Origin of the sequence: Rubrivirga halophila (assembly GCF_046845755.1) — a bacterium.
Taxonomy (GTDB): domain Bacteria; phylum Bacteroidota; class Rhodothermia; order Rhodothermales; family Rubricoccaceae; genus Rubrivirga.
The window spans coordinates 2,437,137-2,455,622 of record NZ_CP177357.1; the positions used below are offsets into that span (position 1 = coordinate 2,437,137).

The 18,486-nt window shown below is 74.1% G+C and carries 19 protein-coding genes; 6 read left to right on the top strand and 13 right to left on the bottom strand.

The window, feature by feature from the left end; all coding sequences use genetic code 11:
* Positions 1-8 precede the first annotated feature (8 nt).
* The 5 genes from ACLIRP_RS10810 to ACLIRP_RS10830 form a co-directional block, all read right to left on the bottom strand.
* Complete coding sequence (locus tag ACLIRP_RS10810) at positions 9-1,568, bottom strand: M1 family aminopeptidase (RefSeq protein ID WP_412060458.1); 1,560 nt, start codon at positions 1,566-1,568, stop codon at positions 9-11.
* Between the two features lie 171 nt (positions 1,569-1,739).
* A complete protein-coding gene (locus tag ACLIRP_RS10815) occupies positions 1,740-2,141 on the bottom strand; it encodes a hypothetical protein (RefSeq protein ID WP_412060459.1) in 402 nt (133 codons plus the stop codon).
* A gap of 3 nt (positions 2,142-2,144) precedes the next feature.
* Positions 2,145-2,984, bottom strand: coding sequence for an enoyl-ACP reductase (locus ACLIRP_RS10820; protein WP_412060460.1), 840 nt, complete (start codon positions 2,982-2,984; stop codon positions 2,145-2,147).
* 161 nt (positions 2,985-3,145) lie between these two features.
* On the bottom strand, positions 3,146-3,517 hold the full coding sequence (locus ACLIRP_RS10825) for a response regulator (RefSeq protein WP_412060461.1): 372 nt from the start codon (positions 3,515-3,517) through the stop codon (positions 3,146-3,148).
* Between the two features lie 60 nt (positions 3,518-3,577).
* Positions 3,578-4,408 carry an inositol monophosphatase family protein gene (locus ACLIRP_RS10830; protein ID WP_412060462.1) on the bottom strand — a complete coding sequence of 277 codons (831 nt, stop codon included), beginning with the start codon at positions 4,406-4,408 and terminating at the stop codon, positions 3,578-3,580.
* Between the two features lie 72 nt (positions 4,409-4,480).
* Between ACLIRP_RS10830 and ACLIRP_RS10835 the strand changes: the two genes are divergently transcribed.
* From ACLIRP_RS10835 to ACLIRP_RS10860, 6 genes are read left to right on the top strand one after another with little or no spacing between them, the layout of a single operon-like run.
* Positions 4,481-5,170: a hypothetical protein gene (locus tag ACLIRP_RS10835; protein ID WP_412060463.1), complete on the top strand. Its 690-nt coding sequence runs from the start codon at positions 4,481-4,483 to the stop codon at positions 5,168-5,170.
* Complete coding sequence (locus ACLIRP_RS10840) at positions 5,167-5,880, top strand: biotin--[acetyl-CoA-carboxylase] ligase (protein WP_412060464.1); 714 nt, start codon at positions 5,167-5,169, stop codon at positions 5,878-5,880. The genes ACLIRP_RS10835 and ACLIRP_RS10840 overlap by 4 nt, the downstream gene beginning before the upstream one ends.
* The gene (locus ACLIRP_RS10845; RefSeq protein ID WP_412060465.1) at positions 5,877-6,863 is read left to right on the top strand and encodes an NAD-dependent epimerase/dehydratase family protein; all 987 of its coding nucleotides are present in this window, start codon (positions 5,877-5,879) and stop codon (positions 6,861-6,863) included. The genes ACLIRP_RS10840 and ACLIRP_RS10845 overlap by 4 nt, the downstream gene beginning before the upstream one ends.
* A gap of 53 nt (positions 6,864-6,916) precedes the next feature.
* On the top strand, positions 6,917-7,423 hold the full coding sequence (locus ACLIRP_RS10850) for a biotin/lipoyl-containing protein (protein ID WP_412060466.1): 507 nt from the start codon (positions 6,917-6,919) through the stop codon (positions 7,421-7,423).
* Positions 7,424-7,457: 34 nt separating this feature from the next.
* Positions 7,458-8,156, top strand: coding sequence for a dipeptidase PepE (gene pepE, locus ACLIRP_RS10855; protein ID WP_412060467.1), 699 nt, complete (start codon positions 7,458-7,460; stop codon positions 8,154-8,156).
* An 11-nt stretch (positions 8,157-8,167) separates the two neighbouring features.
* On the top strand, positions 8,168-8,635 hold the full coding sequence (locus ACLIRP_RS10860; RefSeq protein WP_412060468.1) for a PH domain-containing protein: 468 nt from the start codon (positions 8,168-8,170) through the stop codon (positions 8,633-8,635).
* 49 nt (positions 8,636-8,684) lie between these two features.
* Here the strand turns inward: ACLIRP_RS10860 and ACLIRP_RS10865 are convergent, their stop codons facing one another.
* The 8 genes from ACLIRP_RS10865 to dtd all read right to left on the bottom strand — a co-directional run bounded on the left by ACLIRP_RS10865 (position 8,685) and on the right by dtd (position 18,383).
* A complete protein-coding gene (locus ACLIRP_RS10865; protein WP_412060469.1) occupies positions 8,685-9,248 on the bottom strand; it encodes a hypothetical protein in 564 nt (187 codons plus the stop codon).
* Entirely contained in the window at positions 9,249-10,508 is a 1,260-nt protein-coding gene (locus ACLIRP_RS10870) for a hypothetical protein (RefSeq protein ID WP_412060470.1), read from the bottom strand.
* A gap of 48 nt (positions 10,509-10,556) precedes the next feature.
* Positions 10,557-11,528 (bottom strand): flotillin-like protein FloA, encoded by a 972-nt coding sequence (gene floA, locus ACLIRP_RS10875; RefSeq protein ID WP_412060471.1) that lies wholly within the window; start codon positions 11,526-11,528, stop codon positions 10,557-10,559.
* A gap of 42 nt (positions 11,529-11,570) precedes the next feature.
* A complete protein-coding gene (gene moaC, locus ACLIRP_RS10880; RefSeq protein ID WP_412060472.1) occupies positions 11,571-12,071 on the bottom strand; it encodes a cyclic pyranopterin monophosphate synthase MoaC in 501 nt (166 codons plus the stop codon).
* A gap of 136 nt (positions 12,072-12,207) precedes the next feature.
* Positions 12,208-13,203: a GTP 3',8-cyclase MoaA gene (gene moaA, locus ACLIRP_RS10885; protein ID WP_412060473.1), complete on the bottom strand. Its 996-nt coding sequence runs from the start codon at positions 13,201-13,203 to the stop codon at positions 12,208-12,210.
* Between the two features lie 294 nt (positions 13,204-13,497).
* Complete coding sequence (locus ACLIRP_RS10890; protein ID WP_412060474.1) at positions 13,498-15,648, bottom strand: winged helix-turn-helix domain-containing protein; 2,151 nt, start codon at positions 15,646-15,648, stop codon at positions 13,498-13,500.
* Between the two features lie 552 nt (positions 15,649-16,200).
* A complete protein-coding gene (locus ACLIRP_RS10895; RefSeq protein ID WP_412060475.1) occupies positions 16,201-17,853 on the bottom strand; it encodes an amidohydrolase in 1,653 nt (550 codons plus the stop codon).
* A 74-nt stretch (positions 17,854-17,927) separates the two neighbouring features.
* Positions 17,928-18,383: a D-aminoacyl-tRNA deacylase gene (gene dtd / locus ACLIRP_RS10900; protein WP_412060476.1), complete on the bottom strand. Its 456-nt coding sequence runs from the start codon at positions 18,381-18,383 to the stop codon at positions 17,928-17,930.
* Positions 18,384-18,486 lie beyond the last annotated feature (103 nt).

Sequence of the window (18,486 nt, forward strand, 5' to 3'; positions counted from 1 at the left end):
GCGGCGGTTCAGCGCCGGACCTTGAGCAGCACACCGACAGGCTCGACATCCGGGCGGCGGTCGCCGGAGGGCGTGAACACGCCGTCGGTCACGGGGACGAACCAGACGTCGTCGCCCTGGGCGATGCGGAGCTCGAAGGGCAGGTTTGCGAGTGAGTCGTCGTCGCCCTCGATCTCCCACGCGAGCGTGCGCGTGTCGCGGTCCCAGCGCGTGCGCAGCGTCGGGCGGCCCTCGCCCCACACCCAGTAGTCGAAGATCGGCCCGAGGTCCCGGCCCGACGTCTGCTCCAGCGACGCCTGGAAGGCCTCGGTCGAGAGCGGGCGGTCGGCGAAATCGGCGGCGGCGGCGCGGAGGGCGGGGTAAAACACGTCCTCGCCGAGCGCCAGCGACAGGAGGTAGAAGACGGACCCGCCCTTCTGGTAGACCGTCGGGGAGAGCACGTCGGCGGGGTCGGCGTAGGCCTCGGGCACCAGCCTCGCGTCGGCGTCGTCGCCGCCGATGGCGCGCGACATCAGCGTGAGGTACGCGCGGCCCGCGTCGCGGCCGTCGAGCGTGTCGTAGAGCGCCGTCGTCAGGAAGGTGGCCGCGCCCTCGGCGATCCACAGGTCGCGCCAGTCGGCCGGCACGACGGCGTTCCCCCACCACTGGTGCACGATCTCGTGGACGTTGACCTCCTCGACAACCACGCGGCCCGGCAGCGTCTCGCCGTAGAGGTCGGCGCGCAAGAACGCGGCGGTGGCGTTCTCCATCCCCGCGTAGACCATCGGCACCTGGACCGTCGCGTACGAGGCGTACGGGTAGTCGCCCAGCATCCCCTCGAGCGTCGCGAGGATCTCGGGCGTCCGGGCCAGCCGGCTCGCGTACGCCGCGTCGCCCGCCAGCAGGGCGTGGCGGATGGGCACGACGCCGGCCTGCTCGGTGATCGAGAAGTCGCCGACGGCGAAGGCGAAGGTGTAGACGGGCGCGTCGCCGTCGAGCACGAACCGGGCGCGGCGGCGGCCGTCGGCCACGTCGTCGGAGACGAGCGCCCCACTGGCGACGACCTCGTATTCGGAGGGCACGTCGAGCGTGAGGTCGAGACGCGCGGGGTCGGAGGGGTGGTGCACGCCGGGGAGCCAGCCGGCCGTGCGGTCGGGCCAGCCGTCGGTAAAGACGACGCGGGCGCCACTGACGTCGTCGGCGTAGAGCCCGGCGTTCGGGGTGCCCGAGTAGACGACCTCCACGACCGACGTGCTGTCGCCGACCGTCACCGCCGGGTCGAAGAGGGGGACGTGGAGCGCGTCCCCGTCGTGGACGAACAGCACGCCCTCGCCGTCGACGCGGACGGTCGCCACCTCCAGCACGTCGTCGAGCCCGAGCACGAGCGACACCAGCGACGGCGGGTGGGCGACGGTGAGCGCGACCGTGCCGTCGAGCGCGAGCGTGGCGGGGTCGAGCGTGATCTCGGCGCGGACTTCGCGCACGTCGACGTCGGCCTGCGGGCCGGGCGCCTCGACGCCGTCGCTGGGGGCGTCGCCGCCGCACGCGGCGAGGAGCAGGAACAGCGTGAGAGCGGAGAGGCGGGGCATGGGCGATCGGGCCGGGGCGCGACCAGACCCGCCAGCGATGGGCGGGGGTCCCGCGGTTCGGGAGGGCAGGGAACCCCTCACCCTGGCTTCGCCGACGCTGCGCGTTGTCCCTCTCCCGGCCGGGAGAGGGGACGGCGTAGGAGTGGCCGTGCTTCTTCCCTCTCGTCGGGCTCACCCCCACACGCCGGCGGCCCACAGCACCGCCGCGATCAGCACGGGCTGGAGCGGGAGCCGCGCCAGCAGCGCCCACCGCGGCGCGAGCCCCGCGAACCGCGGCCAGTCGCGCGCCATCTCGACGTTGGCCGGGAAGACCGCCACGAGCAGCGCCGCCAGCCCCCACGCGGCCGCCACCCGCACGCCGGGGATCAACAGCCCGACGCCCCCGGCGATCTCGGCGACCCCGCTGATGAGCACGAGCGTGCGCGCCGACGGCAGCCACGCGGGCAGCCAGCGCGGCACGATCGCGTCGAACATCCGGGGCTTGACCAGGTGCAGCACGCCGGCGCCGACGAACACCGCCGCCAGCGCCACGAGCGCGGCTGCCCGCCAGACGTCGTCGGGCAGCCCAGGCATCGGCTAGGCGTCCTCGCGGATCTTCATGTCGGTCAGGCCCTCGACGAGCGCGTCCGAGATGCCCATCGACGAGAAGCCGCCGTCGTGGTAGAGCGTCTGCATCGTCACCATGCGCGTGTAGTCGCTGAGCAGCGTCACGCAGTAGTCGGCGCAGCTGGCGGCGTCGGCGTTGCCGAGCGGGGCCACCTTTTCGGCGAAGTCGAACATGGCGTCGAAGCCTGCGATGCCGCCGCCGGCCGTCGTCTTGGTGGGGCTTTGCGAGACGGCGTTGATGCGGATCCCGCGCCGGCCGAGCCGGTAGCCGTAGGACCGGACGATCGACTCCAGGAGCGCCTTGGCGTCGCCCATCTCGGAGTACTCCGAAAAGACGCGCTGGGCGCCGATGTAGCTCATCGCGAGGACGGAGGCGCCGTCGGCGACGGCGTCGGCTTCGAGGGCCGCGGCCACCATGCGGTGGAGCGAGATCGCCGAAATGTCGAGCGAGCGGTGGTACCAGTCGTAGTTGAGCGCCTCGTAGGGCTTGCCCTTGCGGACGTTCATGCCCATCCCGATGGAGTGGACCACGAAGTCGAGCGGGCCGCCGAGCGCGTCGGTGGCCTGCGTGAACAGGTCGGTCAGCTCGTCGCCCTTGGTGGCGTCGGCGTAGACGACGGGGCTTCCGCCGGTCTTTTCGGCGAGCTCGTCGAGCCGGCCGAAGCGGCTGGCGACGGGGGCGTTCGTGAGCACGAACCGGGCGCCCTCGCGGTGGGCGGCTTCGGCGAGCGCCCAGGCGATGGAGTCGGGGTCGAGGGCGCCGGAGATGACGCCGGTCTTGCCGGCGAGGAGCCCGTTGGAGTCGGCCATGTGAGATCGGAAGAGAGGGCCCGCAAGCTACGGGCGTCCGCCGACCGCGGGCCCCGCTACCCACTCACCCCCTCGGCCCCGAGGCGAGCGGATCGCTCGTCTTATGGGGCCGCGAGCGAGCTTCGCCGCTCTTGGCCCTTGAAGGGCTTGCCGCCGTGCGGTTACGCCAGCAGCTCCTCGACGGCCGCCAGCATCTCCTTGCGCATGACCGGCTTCGAGAGGTAGGCGTCGAAGCCGGCGTCGATGTACTGCTGGCGGTCGCTGGGGGCCGCGTGCGCCGTCAGCGCCATGGTCGGCAGGGCCGCCATCGTGGGCGTCTGGCGGATCTTCTGGACGAGGTCGACGCCCGACATGCCGCCCTGGTAGTTGATGTCGAGCAGGGCCGCGGCGATCCCGCCCTGGCCGAGCCGCTCGAACGCCGCCTCGGCCGAGGCGACGGACACGACATCGTAGGCCCGTCCGAGGTAGATCTCGAACAGCTTGCGGTTTTCAGGATAGTCGTCGGCGACGAGCAGGAGGGGTCGGTCGGACATGTGCACGGTGGGAGTCGCCTGTGTATCGGCGGTCCGGCGCGTGTCCAAAGGGCGGGCGGATTATCCCCCGGCTCCATCGAGGGCCGCGCGGTAGGCGAGGCCGAGCGGCGCGACCGCGTGCGCCAGCGCCTCCGCGATGCCCGGCCCGCTGGCGACGAGCCCGCCCGTCGTCACGGGGTCGGCGCCGTCCCACAGGCCGCGGACCGTGCCGCCGGCGGCCTCGACCAGCACGACGCCCGCCGCCACGTCCCAGGGCGCGAGCCCGGCCTCGAAAAACCCGTCGAAGCGCCCGGCGGCCACCCAGGCGAGGTCGACCGCGGCGGCGCCGTGGCGACGGATCCCGCGCGTCGACCGCATCACGGCCTCGAACGCGGCGAGGTAGCCGTCGACGTAGCGGTAGTCGCGGAACGGGACGCCTGTGGCGATTAGCGAATCGTGCAAGCGGGCGGTCTCGGAGACGCGAGCCGGCGCGCCGTCGACGTCCAGTCCGGCGCCGCGCGCGGCGGAGAAGAGCGTCCCGCTGGACACGTCGAGCACCACGCCGACCGCGCCGACGCCGTCGACGCGCAGGCCGATGGAGACGGCGTACGGGGGGACGCCGTGCGAGAAGTTGGTCGTCCCGTCGAGCGGGTCGACGATCCAGACGCGGCCGGCGTCCAGGTCGTGGCCGGCGTCGGCGCCCTCCTCGCCGACGAGCGTGTCGTCGGGGAAGGCGTCGGCGAGCGCCGCCAGCACGATCCGCTGGGCGCCCTCGTCGACGAACGTGACGTAGTCGTGGACGCCCTTCTGACGGAGCGCGTCGGCGCCCAGCCCGCCGGCGTGGGGTCGGATAAAGTCGGCGGCGGCGCGGGCGGCCTGCTCCGCGACTTGGCGCTCGGCGTCGAAGGGCATGGCGGTCTCGGGGGGAGGCCGCTGCAACCGTGGCGACGCCGCCGTGTTCTGACGGCGCCCCCCGCTCCGCCCGTGCGCCTTCTCGCCCTCGCCTTCCTGCTCGCCGCCTGCGCCGACGCCCCGGAACCGGTCGCCGCGCCCGCCGACGCCGACGCCCTCGCGCTCCTCGAAGCGGTCGACGGCGACGCCTTCGCCGACGCCTTCGCCGCGCTCGACGCCGCCGGCTACCGCGCTCGGCTGACGGTCGACGCCGACCCGCCCGCGGGCGCGACCGTCATCGTGGCCCCGACCGGCGACGTGACGCTGGACGACGTGACCGGCGCGCTCGACGGGACGCCCCGGCTGCGCGACGTGGTGGTGCAGGCGCTGTCCAGCGACCCGCCGTATCTCGATCCCGCCGCGCGCGAGCACTACCGCATCGCCGTCGTCGGCGACACGACGATCGGCGACGTCGCCTTTCGGATCGTCGAGGCCGTCCTCGCCGACCCCGCCTCCGAGTTGGGCGTCCGCCGCGTCCGCGCGGCCGTGACCGAAGGCGGGCTGGTGGGGGCCATCGAGATCGACCGCGCGGCCGACTCGATGCTGTTCGACGAGGCCAGCCGTGTGACAGTCGGGCTGGCGCCATACGCCGGCGGCTGGGTCCCGCGCCGCGTCGTCACGGAGTCGCGGACCGACGTGCCCCTGTCCGAGCCCCGCCGCGTCCGCGCCGAGTGGACCGTCGAGGCGGTCGGAGTCCCCCAGGGCGGCCTCGCACGCGAATGACGCTCGGCCACCCGGCCCGCCACCTCGCGTCCGTCCCGTCGACGATGGACGCGGCGGCGGGGTGGATGGACGCCCCGCACGGCGCCATCGTCGTGGCCGAGGCGCAGACGGCCGGGCGGGGTCGGCACGGGCGGGCGTGGCAGGCGGCGCCCGGCGCGAACCTGCTGGTCACCGCCATTCTGCACTCGGCGTCTGCCAGCGTCGGTCTGATCCCTCTCGCGGCAGGGCTCGCGGTCGCCGACGCGGTCGGCGAGTGGGGGATCGACGCCCGGCTCAAGTGGCCGAACGACGTGCGCGTGGGCGGGCGCAAGCTGGCGGGTGTGCTGGCCGAGACGACGTGGAGCGGGGCCCAGGCGCGCGTGCTCGTGGGGATCGGCTTGAACGTGGCGCAGACCGATTTCCCGCCGGACCTCGCGGCCACCTCGATGCGGCTCGAAACCGGCCAGCCCGTGGCGCGGCTCGCGCCCCTCTCCCCCATCTTGGCGCGGCTGGCCGAGGCGCTCGACCGCGCCGAGGCCGACCCGGCCGGGCTGCTCGCGGACGTTGAGGCAAGAATGGAGTCGATCGGCGAGACGGTGACGGTGCGCGAGCCGTCGAGCGGAGGCGCCCTTCGTGGCACCGTGCTCGGGCTGGCGCCCGACGGCGCGCTCCGGCTGGCGACGGCGGCCGGCGAGCGAGCCGTGTACGCCGGCGAGGTGACGCTCTCGTGACGGCGCTCGTCACCGGCGCAACGGGGTTCGTGGGCGCGGCGCTCGTCCGCCAGCTCTTGGCCGAGGGCGACCGCGTCCGGATTCTGCGCCGCCCGTCGTCGGCGCTCGACCTGCTAGGCGATTCCGCGAACGAGGTCGAGCACGCGATCGGCGACGTCACCGAGCCGGAGTCGCTGGCGCCGGCCGTCGTGGGCGTCGAGGCCGTGTATCACGTGGCGGCGGCGGTCGCGTTCGGGGCGTCGGCGCGCGAGCGGCTGCGACTCGTCAACGTCGCGGGCACGGCGCACGTAGTGGATGCCGCGCTGGCTGCGGGTGTCGGGCGTCTCGTCCACACGTCGAGCATCGCGGCGCTCGGGCGAGGCGGCAGCGGGGTGATTGACGAGACGGCGACATGGGCACGGTCGCGGGAAAACACGGCGTACGCGGTCAGCAAGCGCGAGGCCGAGCGCGAGGTCCAGCGCGGCGTCGCCGAGGGTCTCGACGCCGTGATCGTCAACCCAGCGCTGGTGTTTGGACCGGGGCGCGCGGGCGAGGGCACGCAAGCGATCCTCGACCGGCTGGCGGCCGGCCGGATGCCGTTTGCCCCGCCGGGCGCGACGGGGGTCGTGGACGTGGAGGACGTGGCCGCGGGCCTGCGCGCGGTGCACGCACGGGGTGCGACGGGCGAGCGCTACGTGCTCGCGGCCGAGAACCTCGCGTGGACCGAGATCCTGTCGACACTCGCGGACGCCCTGGGCGTCGAGGCCCCGAGGCGAGTCGCGCCGCGTGGGCTCCTGCTGGCGGGCGGTGCGCTGGCGGAGGCGTGGGCCGCACTCACCGGCTCCGCTCCCACCCTGACCCGAGAGACCGCCCGGACGGCGGCGGCCACCCACCGCTACGACGGGTCGCGAGCGACGCGCGAGCTCGGGCTGGTGTACCGCCCGTTCTCGGCGACGGCGGCGCGCATCGCCGCGAGCCGGGCGGAGGGTCGCCGGGGCGCCTGAACGCGGGGCCCGGTGCGCGCTCCGGCGCTCGCGCACTCCCGGTATCTTCCGCCATGCCCCTGCACCTCCGCACCGGCGAGCAGTCGCTCGCGCTCGACCGCCCCGACGGCACCGTCACCGCCGACGGCGCCGCCCTCGACGCCCGCCGCGCCGTCCTCGGCACCCGACCGACGGCCGAGACCGCGCTCGTGGTCGTCGACGGCCGCCCCCGCACCGTCACCGTCGAGCGCGACGGGGCCGCCACCCGCGTCTGGGTTGACGGCGCGCCTATCGAGGTCGACGTCAAGACCGACGCCGACGTACTGCTGGAGCGGTTCGGCTTCGACACCGCCGACGCCAGCGCCGACCGCGAGGTCCACGCCCCGATGCCGGGCCTGGTGCTCCGCGTGCTCGTCGCGCCCGGCGACGCGGTCGAGGCCGGGCAGGGCGTGGTCGTGCTGGAGGCGATGAAGATGGAAAACGAGCTGACCGCCCCGGCCGCCGGGACCGTCGCCGCCGTCCACGCCTCGGCCGGCGACGCCGTCGCCAAAAACGACCTGCTCGTCGAAGTCGACGTGTGACCCCTCGGGCGCCCCCTCTCCCCCACCCCGCCCGATGCCGATCCTCCTGCTCAGCAACTCGTCCTCCGACGCCGGCTACCTGACGCACGCGCGCGGCTGGATCGCCGACGCGCTCGGCGACGCCCGGCGCGTGGCGTTCGTCCCCTACGCCGCCGTCACGTTCAGCTACGACGACTACACCGCCCGCGTGGCGGACGCGCTCGATGGGCTCGGGCTGTCGATCACCGGCGTGCACACCGCGAGCGATCCGGCGCAGGTCGCCCGCGATGCCGACGCCGTGTTCGTCGGCGGGGGCAACACGTTCCACCTCTTGCGCGAGATGTACGCGCTCGGCCTGGTCGCCGCCGTCCGCGAGCGCGTCGCCAGCGCGCCGTACGTGGGGTGGAGCGCGGGCGCGAATGTCGCCGGGCCGACGATCCGGACGACGAACGACATGCCCATCGTCGAGCCGCCGTCGTTCGACGCGCTGGCCCTCGTGCCGGTCCAGATCAACCCGCACTACACCGACGCGCACCCGCCCGGCCACCGGGGCGAGACGCGGGCCGAGCGGCTGGCGGAGTTCGTGGCCGCGAACCCTGGCGCGCCCGTCGTGGGGATGCCCGAGGGCACGGCTGTCCGCATCGGCGACGGCGTGACGCTGCTCGGCTCGGGCACCCCGCGCATCTTTGACCCCGCGAGCCCACAGGGTCGAGAGGCCGGGCCAGGGGAGGCCGAAGCGCTGTTCGCCCCGTAGCCGACCGGCCCATGCGCCTGCGCTTTTCCGCCCCGTGGTCCACGCCGCTGACGCTCATCAGCACACTGATGGTCGTCATCGTCGCGGGCGCATGGTTTTCAGGCGCGACGCTGGCCGTGGTTCTGCTCCTCGCCGTGCTCGCCCTGGCGGCGGCGCTGTCGGTCCGCGGGTACGTCGTCGAACCCGACGCCGTCGTCGTGCTCCGGCTCGGATGGGCAACACGGCTGCCGCTGGAGGGCCTCGAGTCGGTCGAGGCCGAGCCCGAGGCCATGCGGCGGGCTCTGCGAACGTTCGGGATCGGCGGGCCGTTCGCGTTCGTCGGCCGGTACCGGACCGCCTCGCTCGGCGACTTCACCGCGTACGCCACGTCCCGCCCGCACGCCGTCGTCCTCCGGTGGCCCGAGCGAACCGTCGTCGTGACGCCCGACGACCCGGACACGTTTGTCGCCGCCGTCGAGGCTGCGGTCGCAGAGGCGTAGACGAGGAGAGGCGACGTTTGACGCACCTCCTCATCTTCTCTTCCCTCCTCTACTCCCTGTCTCTTTCCTCGGCGGCGCGCTGGGCAAACGCCATCACCAGCCGGGCGTGCGCGGCCACCAGGTCGACGAGCCCCGTCTCCCCAAGCCGCGCGTCGGGCGAGGTCGGCAGCTTGGGCGGCGAGACGCGGCCCATCCAGAGCGGCAGCTTGTCGCGGAGCAGCGACGGCCCGGGAAACCGGCCGGGCGCGAGGTGGGCGGTGTAGAACGCCAGCTTGCGGTCGAGCCGCTCGTACACCGACTGGTCGGGCTCGACGTCGCCCTCGCCGCCCGCCGCCACGACCTGCGCGCCCAGCAGGAAGTCGTGGTACAGGTACGGCACCTCAGCGAGCGCCGGGCCGACGGCCGCGAGCACCTCTGGTCGCTGGCGCAGGCCCACCTCGGCCGCGCGCGCGGTGACCGTCGCCACCATCGCCAGTGTCTCCTCGGCGACGAGCCCGGCGTCGGCCTGGTCGGTCAGGTGCGGCAGGACCGTCCGGGCCACGTCCTGGGTGGTCGACAGGGCGGCGGGGGCGGCGAAGGCCACCACGCGAGCGGTGAGGACGGCGTCGGTCATCTAGTCGGTGATCGTGAGGGCGTGCTCGGCCAGCGTCTCGCCTGTTCGTCCATCCCGGACGACCACGACGACGGGCTCGCGCGGGACGTACAGCGTCACCGGCCCGCCCGTCGTGGCGACGCGGTCCAGCGGGACGGCCTCGGCGCTCTCGCCCGAGCGCCGGACAGCGACCTCGCACGTCTGTGGGCAGGGTGCGATGTCGACCTCGACGCGCGTGCGGTTCGGGAGCTGTGCCAGCCACGCCGGGCGCCCGCCGACGTCGCCCGCGCGGGGGCGGAAGACGTGGAGGTCGACGGCGGCGTCGGTCGGCGCCCATGGGGTCTCGTCCGACCCCACGATCACGACGGGCGACGGGCCGAGCAGGCCGGCGGCGGCGCGGTACGCCGGGTCCTCGTAGGCGGGCATGCTCGCCTCGCCCAGGGCCGTCTGGTTGACGGTGAACGGGTCGATGCCGGTGCGCTGGCGGAAGTACAGCCCCATCGGCGTCCAGTACTCGGTCGCCGCCTCGTTGATGTGCGCGTACCCGGCGTGGACGAGCACGCGGGCGTCGGGGTCGAGGCCGACGGTCCGCTCGGCGAGGTGGCGGGCCTGCTCGAAGTCCCGGCGCTGCTGCCGGCTCAGCGTGTCGCCCTCGGGCTCGTCGCCGTGCTCGATCTCGTATGGCACGAGCGTGTAGCCCAGGCGGACGGCCTCGCGGACGAGTGCGGCGAACGTGGGCTCGCGCGTATAAAGGCCCGTCGAGTCGACCGGGTAGCCGCGCGCGTTAAGGGCGGTGTCGCTGGCGGCGAGCGATTCGGCGGCGAGGTACCGAAAGCCGCGCTCGTAGAGGAGGGGCAGCAGCTCGATCGTCAGCAGCCGGCTTGACGCGTCGTGGTGCGCCTCGTTGACCATCACGACCCGCTCGCGCTCGGCGGCCTCGGCGATGTACCGGGCGGCGTCGACCGCGCGGGCGCTCGGGGGCACCGTGCCGACCGAGTCGCGGGCCCAGCCACCCGTCTCGTCGAACCACGCCAGCGCGTCGCGGTGCGCGCCGACCTCGGCCTCCATCCAGGCCCGGACCTGCGTGTAGCGCGACCAGTAGTCGAGCGAGTCGCCCGCCGCGCGGTAGTCGGCCTCGGCGTCGCGCAAGCGCAGGAGCGCCGAGAGCGGGCCGTCGCCGTCGCGCGGGAACGTCACGCCGTACGGGCTGGGGAGGGCCTGGCCAGCCACGTCGCCAACGGCGAGCGCCGCCAGCAGGACGAACGGGAGCGTGCGGGTCATGCGTCGGTTGCTGGACGGCCTCCGGACCCGCCGCTCACGGATGGGGTGCTACGACTGCTCCTCGGTCCCACCGGTGCCGCCGCCGATCTGGGTCCGCATCTGGGTGTCGGCCTCGATGTTGCGCATGTTGTAGTAGTCCATGATCCCGAGGTTGCCCTGGCGGAACGCGTCGGCCATGGCCTTGGGGATCTCGGCCTCGGCGGCGACGAGGTTGGCCCGCTGCTCCTGCTCGGATGCCACAGCGGCCGCCCGGCGCTCCTCCGCCTTGGCGCGGGCGACCCGGAGGTCGGCCTCGGCCTGGTCGGTCTGGAGCTTGGCGCCGATGTTCTCGCCGACGTCCACGTCCGCGATGTCGATCGACAGGATGTCGAAGGCGGTCCCGTTGTCGAGCCCCTTCGCCAGAACGGTCTTGGAGATGTTGTCGGGGTTCTCGAGCACCTGGGCGTGCGTGGCCGACGAGCCGATCGTCGACACGATCCCTTCGCCGACACGGGCGATGATGGTCTCCTCCCCGGCGCCGCCGACGAGCCGCTCGATGTTGGCGCGGACCGTCACACGGGCGATCGCGCGGACCTGGATGCCGTCCTTGGCGATCGCCGAGATCGGGGGCGTCGTGATGACCTTGGGGTTGACCGACACCTGGACGGCCTCGAACACGTCGCGGCCCGCCAGGTCGATGGCCGTCGCCCGGGCAAAGTTGAGGTCGATGTTGGCCTTGTCGGCCGAGATCAGCGCGTTGACGACCTGCTGGACGTGGCCGCCCGCGAGGTAGTGCGCCTCCAGGAGCGGCGGCGAGACGGGGATGCCCGCCTTGTGCGCCGTGATCAGCGGCCGGACGATCTGGGCCGGCGGCACGTTGCGCAGCCGCATCCCGACGAGGTCGCGGAAGAGGCCCAACTTGACGCCGGAAAAGATCGCCGTGATCCACAGGCGGACCGGGACGAAATACAGGATGACGATCCCGAAGAGGAGCGCCCCCAAAATGATGATGAGGCTGCCGGCGCCGAGGAGTTCTTCCATGGATCTGGGGGGTGTCGTCGGGTCGGTACGGCCCGGCGGGGGCTAGTTGTTTCGCGGGGCGCCGCGGCGGTAGTCGCCGCTGCGTCCGCCGCTCTTGGCGAGCAGGCGGACGTCGGTGATCTCGATGTCTTTCGTGACCGACTTGCACATGTCGTAGACCGTCAGCGCGGCGACGGTCACGGCCGTCAGGGCCTCCATCTCGACGCCGGTCGGGCCCTCGGTCTTGGTGATCGCGCGGACCTCGACGGCGCCCGCGTCGTCGTCGAGCTCGAACTCGATCTCGACGTTCTGGAGCACGACGTCGTGGCAGAGGGGGAGCAGGCGCGAGGTCTGCTTGGCGCCGAGCACGCCGGCGACCGAGGCGACCGTCAGCACGTCGCCCTTCAGGATCTCGTTCTCGCGGATGAGCCGGAGCGCGTCGGCGCCGACGAGCACGCGGCCGGCCGCGACGGCCGTCCGGGCCGACGAGGACTTGTGGGACACGTCGACCATCCGGGCCTGGCCCTGGTCGTCGACGTGGCTAAGGGCGGGGGAGTCAGTCATGGCCGGCGGTGGGGGGATGCACGAAGATAGCCGGGGCGGGAGAACGGATCGGGGGGTTCGGGCGAGAACCGCAGGGGCGCATAACTCGCGGGCGGCGGCTCGGCGTGCGCGCCCGCCAACCTGACCGGCGGCGCCCCTACCCTCCGATCCGCACCATCGGCCGGACCGCCTGCGCGGCCAGCCCGTCGAGCCCGGCGTGCGCGGCGGCCTTGCCCGCCAGCGAGGCCTGGACCATCGCGAGCACCTCGGCGTCGCTGGCGCCCGCCCGGAGCGCGTCGCGCAGGCTGACCTCGGTTTTCCCGAACAGGCACACCTTGAGCGCGCCGTCGGCCGTCACGCGCAGGCGGTCGCACGTGCCGCAGAACGGGGTCGACATGCTGGCGACGAACCCGACGCGCCCGCGCCAGCCGGGGCGGTCGAAAAGCTGGGCCGTCGCCGTTGGCCGCGCAGCGACGGGCGCCAGCGGGCCGTGCACTGCCTCGATCGCCGCTCGCGTCTCGGCCATCGTCACGACCGCGCCCGGCGTCCACCCATTCCCCGCGAACGGCATCTCTTCGATAAAGCGGACCTCGACGGGCTCGGCCGCCGCGAGCTCCGCGAAGTCCGCCGCCTCGTCCTCGTTGACGCCCCGCATCGAGACGACGTTGACCTTGACCGATCGAGCGGTGCCGATGGCGTAGCCCGCCGCGAGCGTGGCCTCGAGCGCGGCGAGGACGCGGTCCAGGCCCGGCCGCCGGGTGATCTCCCTGAACCGGTCGGCGCGCAGCGTGTCGAGCGAGATCGTGATCGCGTCGACGCCGGCCGCCGCGAGGTCGCCCAGCCGGTCCGCCAGCAGCAGGCCGTTCGTGGTGATCGCCAGCCGCCGGAGCCCGAGCCGGCCCAGCCGCCGGGCCACCTCGACGGCGTCCTTGCGCACGAGCGGCTCCCCGCCCGTCAGCCGGATCGTCTCGACGCCGGTCGCGACGAACAGCCGGGCCAGCCGCTCGATCTCGTCGGTCGTCAGGTGCGCGTCGCGTGGCGTCAGCGGGACGCCGCTGGCGGGCATGCAGTACGTGCAGCGCAGGTTGCACCGCTCGGTCAGGCCGAGGCGCAGGTACGTGTGGCGCCGCCCGAAGCGGTCGGTCAGGCTCACTCGTCGCGCCGGAAGACGGTCCGCGCGATCGCAATCGCGACCCCGACCGCCAGCCCCGCGAGCAGCATGACGATGTACCAGCTTGTCGATCCGGGCTCCATGGGCGGATGGGTCTGTGCGTCGGTCGTCGGTCGTCGGTCGTCGGTCGGAATGTGCGGCCGTTTTGGTGCCAACCCGCCAGCGAGCGACAGGGTTCAGGCCCTCTCCAGTCGCCGACGTGCTGAGCCCACGTGCTGACCGGCCCGAGGGCTCACCGGCCAACCGATCACCGCCTCTCCGAACCCTGACCACCGGCTACCGGAAGTCCTCGACGTAGACCACGTCGCTGTCGGCGCGGTCCTGGCGCGAGAGCACGAGCCGGCCGTCGGGGAACGCGCCGAGGCCGGAGTCCTCGGGCACGTCCTGCACGATCGCCAGCCGGGTGCGGCGCCCGGTCGCCACGTCGAAGCGGACGACGGAGGCGGCGCGGTCGTATTGGCGCTCGAGGGCATAGACGGCCTCGCCGACGACGGTCCAGTTGGCCCAGTCGGCCGGCGACACGTTCGCGGGGAGCTGGCGCGCCTGCACGTCGCGCGGCTCGCCGTCGACCTCGCGGAGCAGCCACAGGCCGCGCTTGTCGGGGCGGAGCACGATGAGCCCGCCGCCCGGCGCCTCGGCCGCCGCCACGCCGCCGTGGACCGTCATCGGCGCCGCCTCGCCGCCGCTGGCGGGGACGCGATAGATCTGCCACGTGTCGCCGCGGTCGCTGGCGAAGTAGACCCACGCGCCGTCGGCCGACCACGTCGGGGCCACGTCGTCGGCGGCGCCGTCGGTGAGCTTGCGGACCTGGCCGTCGGGGAGGACCAGGAACACGTCGGCGTCGCCGTCGGCGCGCGCCGAGACGACCAGGTTGCCGTCGGGCCCCCAGCGCGGGCCGCTGACGCGGCCGCCGCCGAACGACGTGAGCTGGCGGGCGTCGGAGCCGTCGGGCTCGGCGGTCCAGACCTCGTGGCTGCCCGAGCGCGTCGAGACGAAGGCGACGCGGCGGCCGTCGCGCGAGACATCGGGCTGGCGGTCGTCGCGCGTCGAGGGGACGAGCGGGCGCGGCTCGCCGTCAACCACCTCGGCGAGCTGGGAGCGGACAAGCTGGCGGGCGAACACGACGCCACCCCGCCGGCCGACGGACGGGCTCGCGATCTCGCCGCCATCCGCGCCGAGCGCCACCCAGCGGGGGTCGCCGCCGTCGAGCGCCACGCGCCACAGCCCGGCGGCGCCGTCGCGGTTGGCCGCGTAGACGACCTCGCGGCCGTCGGGCGTCCAGTCGAGGCCGGTCACGCCCTTCTGCTCGCGCGCCAGCCGCCGCACCCGCCCGCCCTCGACGGTCACCACGGCCACGTCCTGGCGGCCGTCAAGCTGGGTGCGGACAAACGCGAGCTGGCGGCCGTCGGGCGAGAACGCGGGGGCGAGGTCGCCGGGGTACGTCGAGGCCGGCGCCGTGAGCCGCTGCGTCGGTGAGCCGTCGAGCTCCAGAAGGTGGAGCGCGAACGCGCCCTGCCGCCCGCGCCGGCCCGAGAACGCGAGCCGCACGCCGTCGGGGCTCCACACCAGGTCCGAGATCGCAAGGTCGGCCGCCGCCAGCAGCGTCCGCTCCGTGCCGCCGCCGACCTCGACGACGTGGACCCCGCACTCGCCCCCGATCCCGCACCGGATGTACGCCACGCGCTCGCCGTCGGGGCTCCACGCCGGGCTCGTCTCGTCGGCCGGGTGCGTCGTCAGGCGGAGCGGTGCGCCGCCGGTCGTCGCCTGGACGTAGATGTCGAACTGGGGCTCGTCTCCGCCCCCGTCGCCGTCCCAGGCGAAGGCCACGCGCGCGCCGTCGGGCGAGAGCGCCGGGTCGCGCTCGTCGCCGGGCGTGCTCGTCACCGGGACGGCTGAGAGCGGCCGGACGCCGGCCACGCCCGCCCGGTACGCGACCAGCGCCCCGACGGCCACGACCGCCGCCAGCCCCAGCCCCCACAGCACGACCGAGGGGCGCGTCCGCGTGGGGAGAACCGGCCGGCGCAGGTCGAGCCCCGTCACGGCCGGCACCACCTCGGCCCCGTCGCCGCCGACGGCCACGTCGTGCTCGACGGGCGCGATCAGCGCGTAGCCCCGCTTGCGCAGCGTCTCGACGTACGTCGGGTTGCGGGCCTTGTCGCCGAGCGCCTTGCGGAGCTCCGAGATGCACCGCGCCAGTACGTCGTCGGTGACGATCGTGCCGGTCCAGACCTCGGCCATGAACTCGTCCTTGGTCACCGTCTCGCCGGGCCGCGCGGCCATCGCCGCGAGCACCTCCATCACCTTCGGCTCGACGCGGCGGACGTCGTCGCCTCGGGTGAGCCGGTTCGCCATCGGTTCGGCGATCCACTCGCCGACGCGGAACGGGTCGGTGACGGACGGCTGGTCCGTCCGCGTGTGCGTGTCCATCAATACTGGGGAGCCAGGGGTCGGGGGGCGTCCGCGGCGGGGCTGGGGCCCTCGATTCCGCCCCGCAGCGGACGCCCTCACGATACGCCCGAGCCTCGCCGGGGAGTATCCGCCGGCGCCCGCCGCCCCGAAATGGGGCCTTTTCCGTCCCCTGAGGGGGGTCCATCAGACAACCCTCAGGCGGCTCGCACCGCGTCCCCAAGGTTTCCGGCTCTCCGCGCCGCACTTTGTGACCGTCCGCCACGGGGCCGCCCACCACCCTGGGCCTCGCGGCAGACCCCGTTCTCACTACGGACGCCGGGGCTTCGTGAGCCACCCCGCCGTCCCAGGTCGGCGCCCATCACATTGCCGACCGCCCGGGCCGTCCCTGGCCCAAGCGCCAGCCCCCACACGTCGTCGGGGCTGGCGCTTTTTTTGGTTGGATGGCAGGGTCGTGGTCGAGAGCAGCGCCGGGCCTCCACGGGCCTAAGAGACCGGCAAACGAGAGCAGCGGTGAGGGGCGGAGCCGAGGGAGTCGCGCATCGCGAGCCCCTCCACTTTCCCTCCCATCCTCTACTCCCCCCCTTCCTCCCAGACCGCCTCGCCGTCGAGGTACGTCGCCACGACGCGCGTGTCGAGGATCGCCTCCGGCGGGACGGCCATCAGGTCCTGGGAGAGCACCACGAAGTCGGCGCGCTTGCCGACCTCGATGCTGCCGACCTCGTCCTCCATGAAGCCTGCATAGGCCGCGTCGAGGGTGAAGCCGCGCAGGGCCTCGGCGCGCGTGAGCACCTGGTTGCCGTACCAGCCGCCGGCCGGGGCGTGGCTCGCGTCTTGGCGGGTGACGGCCGCGTGGAACCCGAGCAGCGGGTTGGGCCGCTCGACCGGGAAGTCGCTGCCGAGCGCGAGCCGGGCGCCGCTGTCGAGGAGCCGCCGCCAGGCGTAGGCGCCCACGAGCCGGTCCGGGCCGAGCCGCTCGCCGGCCCACGGCATGTCGCTCGTCGCGTGCGTCGGCTGGACGCTGGCGATGACGCCCATCGGCGCGAACCGCGCCAAGTCGTCGAGGTGCAGAATCTGGGAGTGCTCGATGCGGTGGCGGCCAGGGCCGCCGCCCGTCGCCGCGATCGCCTCGGCGTAGGCGTCGAGCACCTGGCGGTTGGCGCGGTCGCCGATGGCGTGCGTGTTGACCTGGAGCCCACACGCCATCGCCGCTCGAATCGTCGCCCCGATGGCATCGTCGGCACGGAAGAGCAAGCCGTGGTTGCCGGGGTCGTCGGCATAGTCGGCCAGCAGGGCGGCGCCGCGGCTCCCGAGCGCGCCGTCGGCGTAGACCTTGACCGAGCGGACGACGACGCGCGCGTCGGTGATGCCGGCCGGGAAGGCGTCGCAGAACGGGCCGATCTCGCCGGGCGTGATCATGGCGTAGTTGCGGATCGGGAAGCGGCCTTCGGCGGCGAAGCGCTGGTAGACCGGCAGCATCTCCATCCCGATGCCGGCCTCGTGGACGCCGGTGAGGCCCAGCCGCGAGGTCTCCGCCAGCGCGCGCGTCAGCATCTCGGCGGTCGTCGCGGCGTCGGGCGCGGGGATGGCCCGGGCGACCAGCCCCTCGGCGGCGTCGACGAAGACGCCCGTCGGGCGGCCGTCGGCGTCGCGCAGGACGGCGCCGCCCTCCATGTCCGGCGGGGCCGGGGCGTCGGGGTCGATGCCGGCGGCGCGCAAGGCGGCCGTGTTCGCCCAGCCCGCGTGGCCGTCGATCCGGCCAAGCCAGACCGGCCGCGTCGGGAACGCCGCGTCGAGGTCGGCGCGCGTCGGGAAGGCGCCGTCGCCGCCCCAATCGTTCTGGTCCCAGCCGCGGCCGGTCACCCAGGCGCCGTCGGGGAGGTCGGCCGCGAAGGCCACGAGCCGGGCGACGATGTCGGCTTTCGAGGTGGTGCCGACGAGGTCGGCCGACAGCAGCGCCTCGCCGAGCCCCATCAGGTGCGCGTGGGCGTCGATAAAGCCCGGCGTGACGGTCCGCCCGCCGAGGTCGACGGTCGGCCAGTCGGGGTACGCCGCCGCCAGTTCGGCCTCGCTCCCGACGGCGACGAACCGGCCGTCCTCGACGGCAAACGCCTGGGCGACGGGCCGCGCCGCGTCGACGGTGTAGACGGTCGCGTTCGTGGCGACGTAGCCCTGGGCCGCGAGCGCGGGGGCGAGGAGGAGAGCGAGAAGGACGGCGCGGAGCATGGGTCGGCGGATGGGAGACCGGAAGGTCCCACCGTCGGAGGCCGTTCGCCAAGCCACCCGCGCGCGCCTCGTGGTTACGCCGCGCGCGGCGGGCGATCGAGCCACAGCGTCACCGGCCCGTCGTTGACGAGGGCGACCGCCATCGACGCCCCGAAGACGCCGGTCGCGACGGGCCGCTCGAGCGCCTCCGCGAGCCCGGCGGCCACGTGCTCGTAGAGCGGCTCGGCGAGGTCGGGGTGCGCGGCCTTGGCGTAGCTGGGGCGAGTCCCTTTGCGCGTGTCGCCCGCGAGCGTGAACTGGCTCACCACGAGCGCGTCGCCGCCCACGTCGACCAGCGAGCGGTTCATCTTGCCGTCGGCGTCGGGGAACACGCGGAGCCCGGCGACCTTGCGCGCCAGCCACTCCGCCTCGGCGGCCGTGTCGCCCACGACGACGCCCACGAATACGAGCAGGCCCCGACCGATCTGGCCGACGGTCTCGCCGTCGACGACGACGGAGGCGGAAGAGACGCGTTGGACGAGGGCGAGCATGGGCAGGGCGGCGGGGCGACGCGCAAGATGCGGACGGGTTGGGCACCCCGCCTGGGCGCCCGGTGACATTCGGTGACATCTGGAGACCGCGCCCTGACAGGCG

Excerpts from the sequence above, each read along its gene's own strand:
- ACLIRP_RS10810 (WP_412060458.1), bottom strand. The coding sequence starts at position 1,568 with ATGCCCCGCCTCTCCGCTCTCACGCTGTTCCTGCTCCTCGCCGCGTGC.
- ACLIRP_RS10815 (WP_412060459.1), bottom strand. The coding sequence starts at position 2,141 with ATGCCTGGGCTGCCCGACGACGTCTGGCGGGCAGCCGCGCTCGTGGCG.
- ACLIRP_RS10820 (WP_412060460.1), bottom strand. The coding sequence starts at position 2,984 with ATGGCCGACTCCAACGGGCTCCTCGCCGGCAAGACCGGCGTCATCTCC.
- ACLIRP_RS10825 (WP_412060461.1), bottom strand. The coding sequence starts at position 3,517 with ATGTCCGACCGACCCCTCCTGCTCGTCGCCGACGACTATCCTGAAAAC.
- ACLIRP_RS10830 (WP_412060462.1), bottom strand. The coding sequence starts at position 4,408 with ATGCCCTTCGACGCCGAGCGCCAAGTCGCGGAGCAGGCCGCCCGCGCC.
- ACLIRP_RS10840 (WP_412060464.1), top strand. The coding sequence starts at position 5,167 with ATGACGCTCGGCCACCCGGCCCGCCACCTCGCGTCCGTCCCGTCGACG.
- ACLIRP_RS10850 (WP_412060466.1), top strand. The coding sequence starts at position 6,917 with ATGCCCCTGCACCTCCGCACCGGCGAGCAGTCGCTCGCGCTCGACCGC.
- pepE (WP_412060467.1), top strand. The coding sequence starts at position 7,458 with ATGCCGATCCTCCTGCTCAGCAACTCGTCCTCCGACGCCGGCTACCTG.
- ACLIRP_RS10860 (WP_412060468.1), top strand. The coding sequence starts at position 8,168 with ATGCGCCTGCGCTTTTCCGCCCCGTGGTCCACGCCGCTGACGCTCATC.
- ACLIRP_RS10865 (WP_412060469.1), bottom strand. The coding sequence starts at position 9,248 with ATGACCGACGCCGTCCTCACCGCTCGCGTGGTGGCCTTCGCCGCCCCC.
- ACLIRP_RS10870 (WP_412060470.1), bottom strand. The coding sequence starts at position 10,508 with ATGACCCGCACGCTCCCGTTCGTCCTGCTGGCGGCGCTCGCCGTTGGC.
- floA (WP_412060471.1), bottom strand. The coding sequence starts at position 11,528 with ATGGAAGAACTCCTCGGCGCCGGCAGCCTCATCATCATTTTGGGGGCG.
- moaC (WP_412060472.1), bottom strand. The coding sequence starts at position 12,071 with ATGACTGACTCCCCCGCCCTTAGCCACGTCGACGACCAGGGCCAGGCC.
- ACLIRP_RS10890 (WP_412060474.1), bottom strand. The coding sequence starts at position 15,648 with ATGGACACGCACACGCGGACGGACCAGCCGTCCGTCACCGACCCGTTC.
- ACLIRP_RS10895 (WP_412060475.1), bottom strand. The coding sequence starts at position 17,853 with ATGCTCCGCGCCGTCCTTCTCGCTCTCCTCCTCGCCCCCGCGCTCGCG.
- dtd (WP_412060476.1), bottom strand. The coding sequence starts at position 18,383 with ATGCTCGCCCTCGTCCAACGCGTCTCTTCCGCCTCCGTCGTCGTCGAC.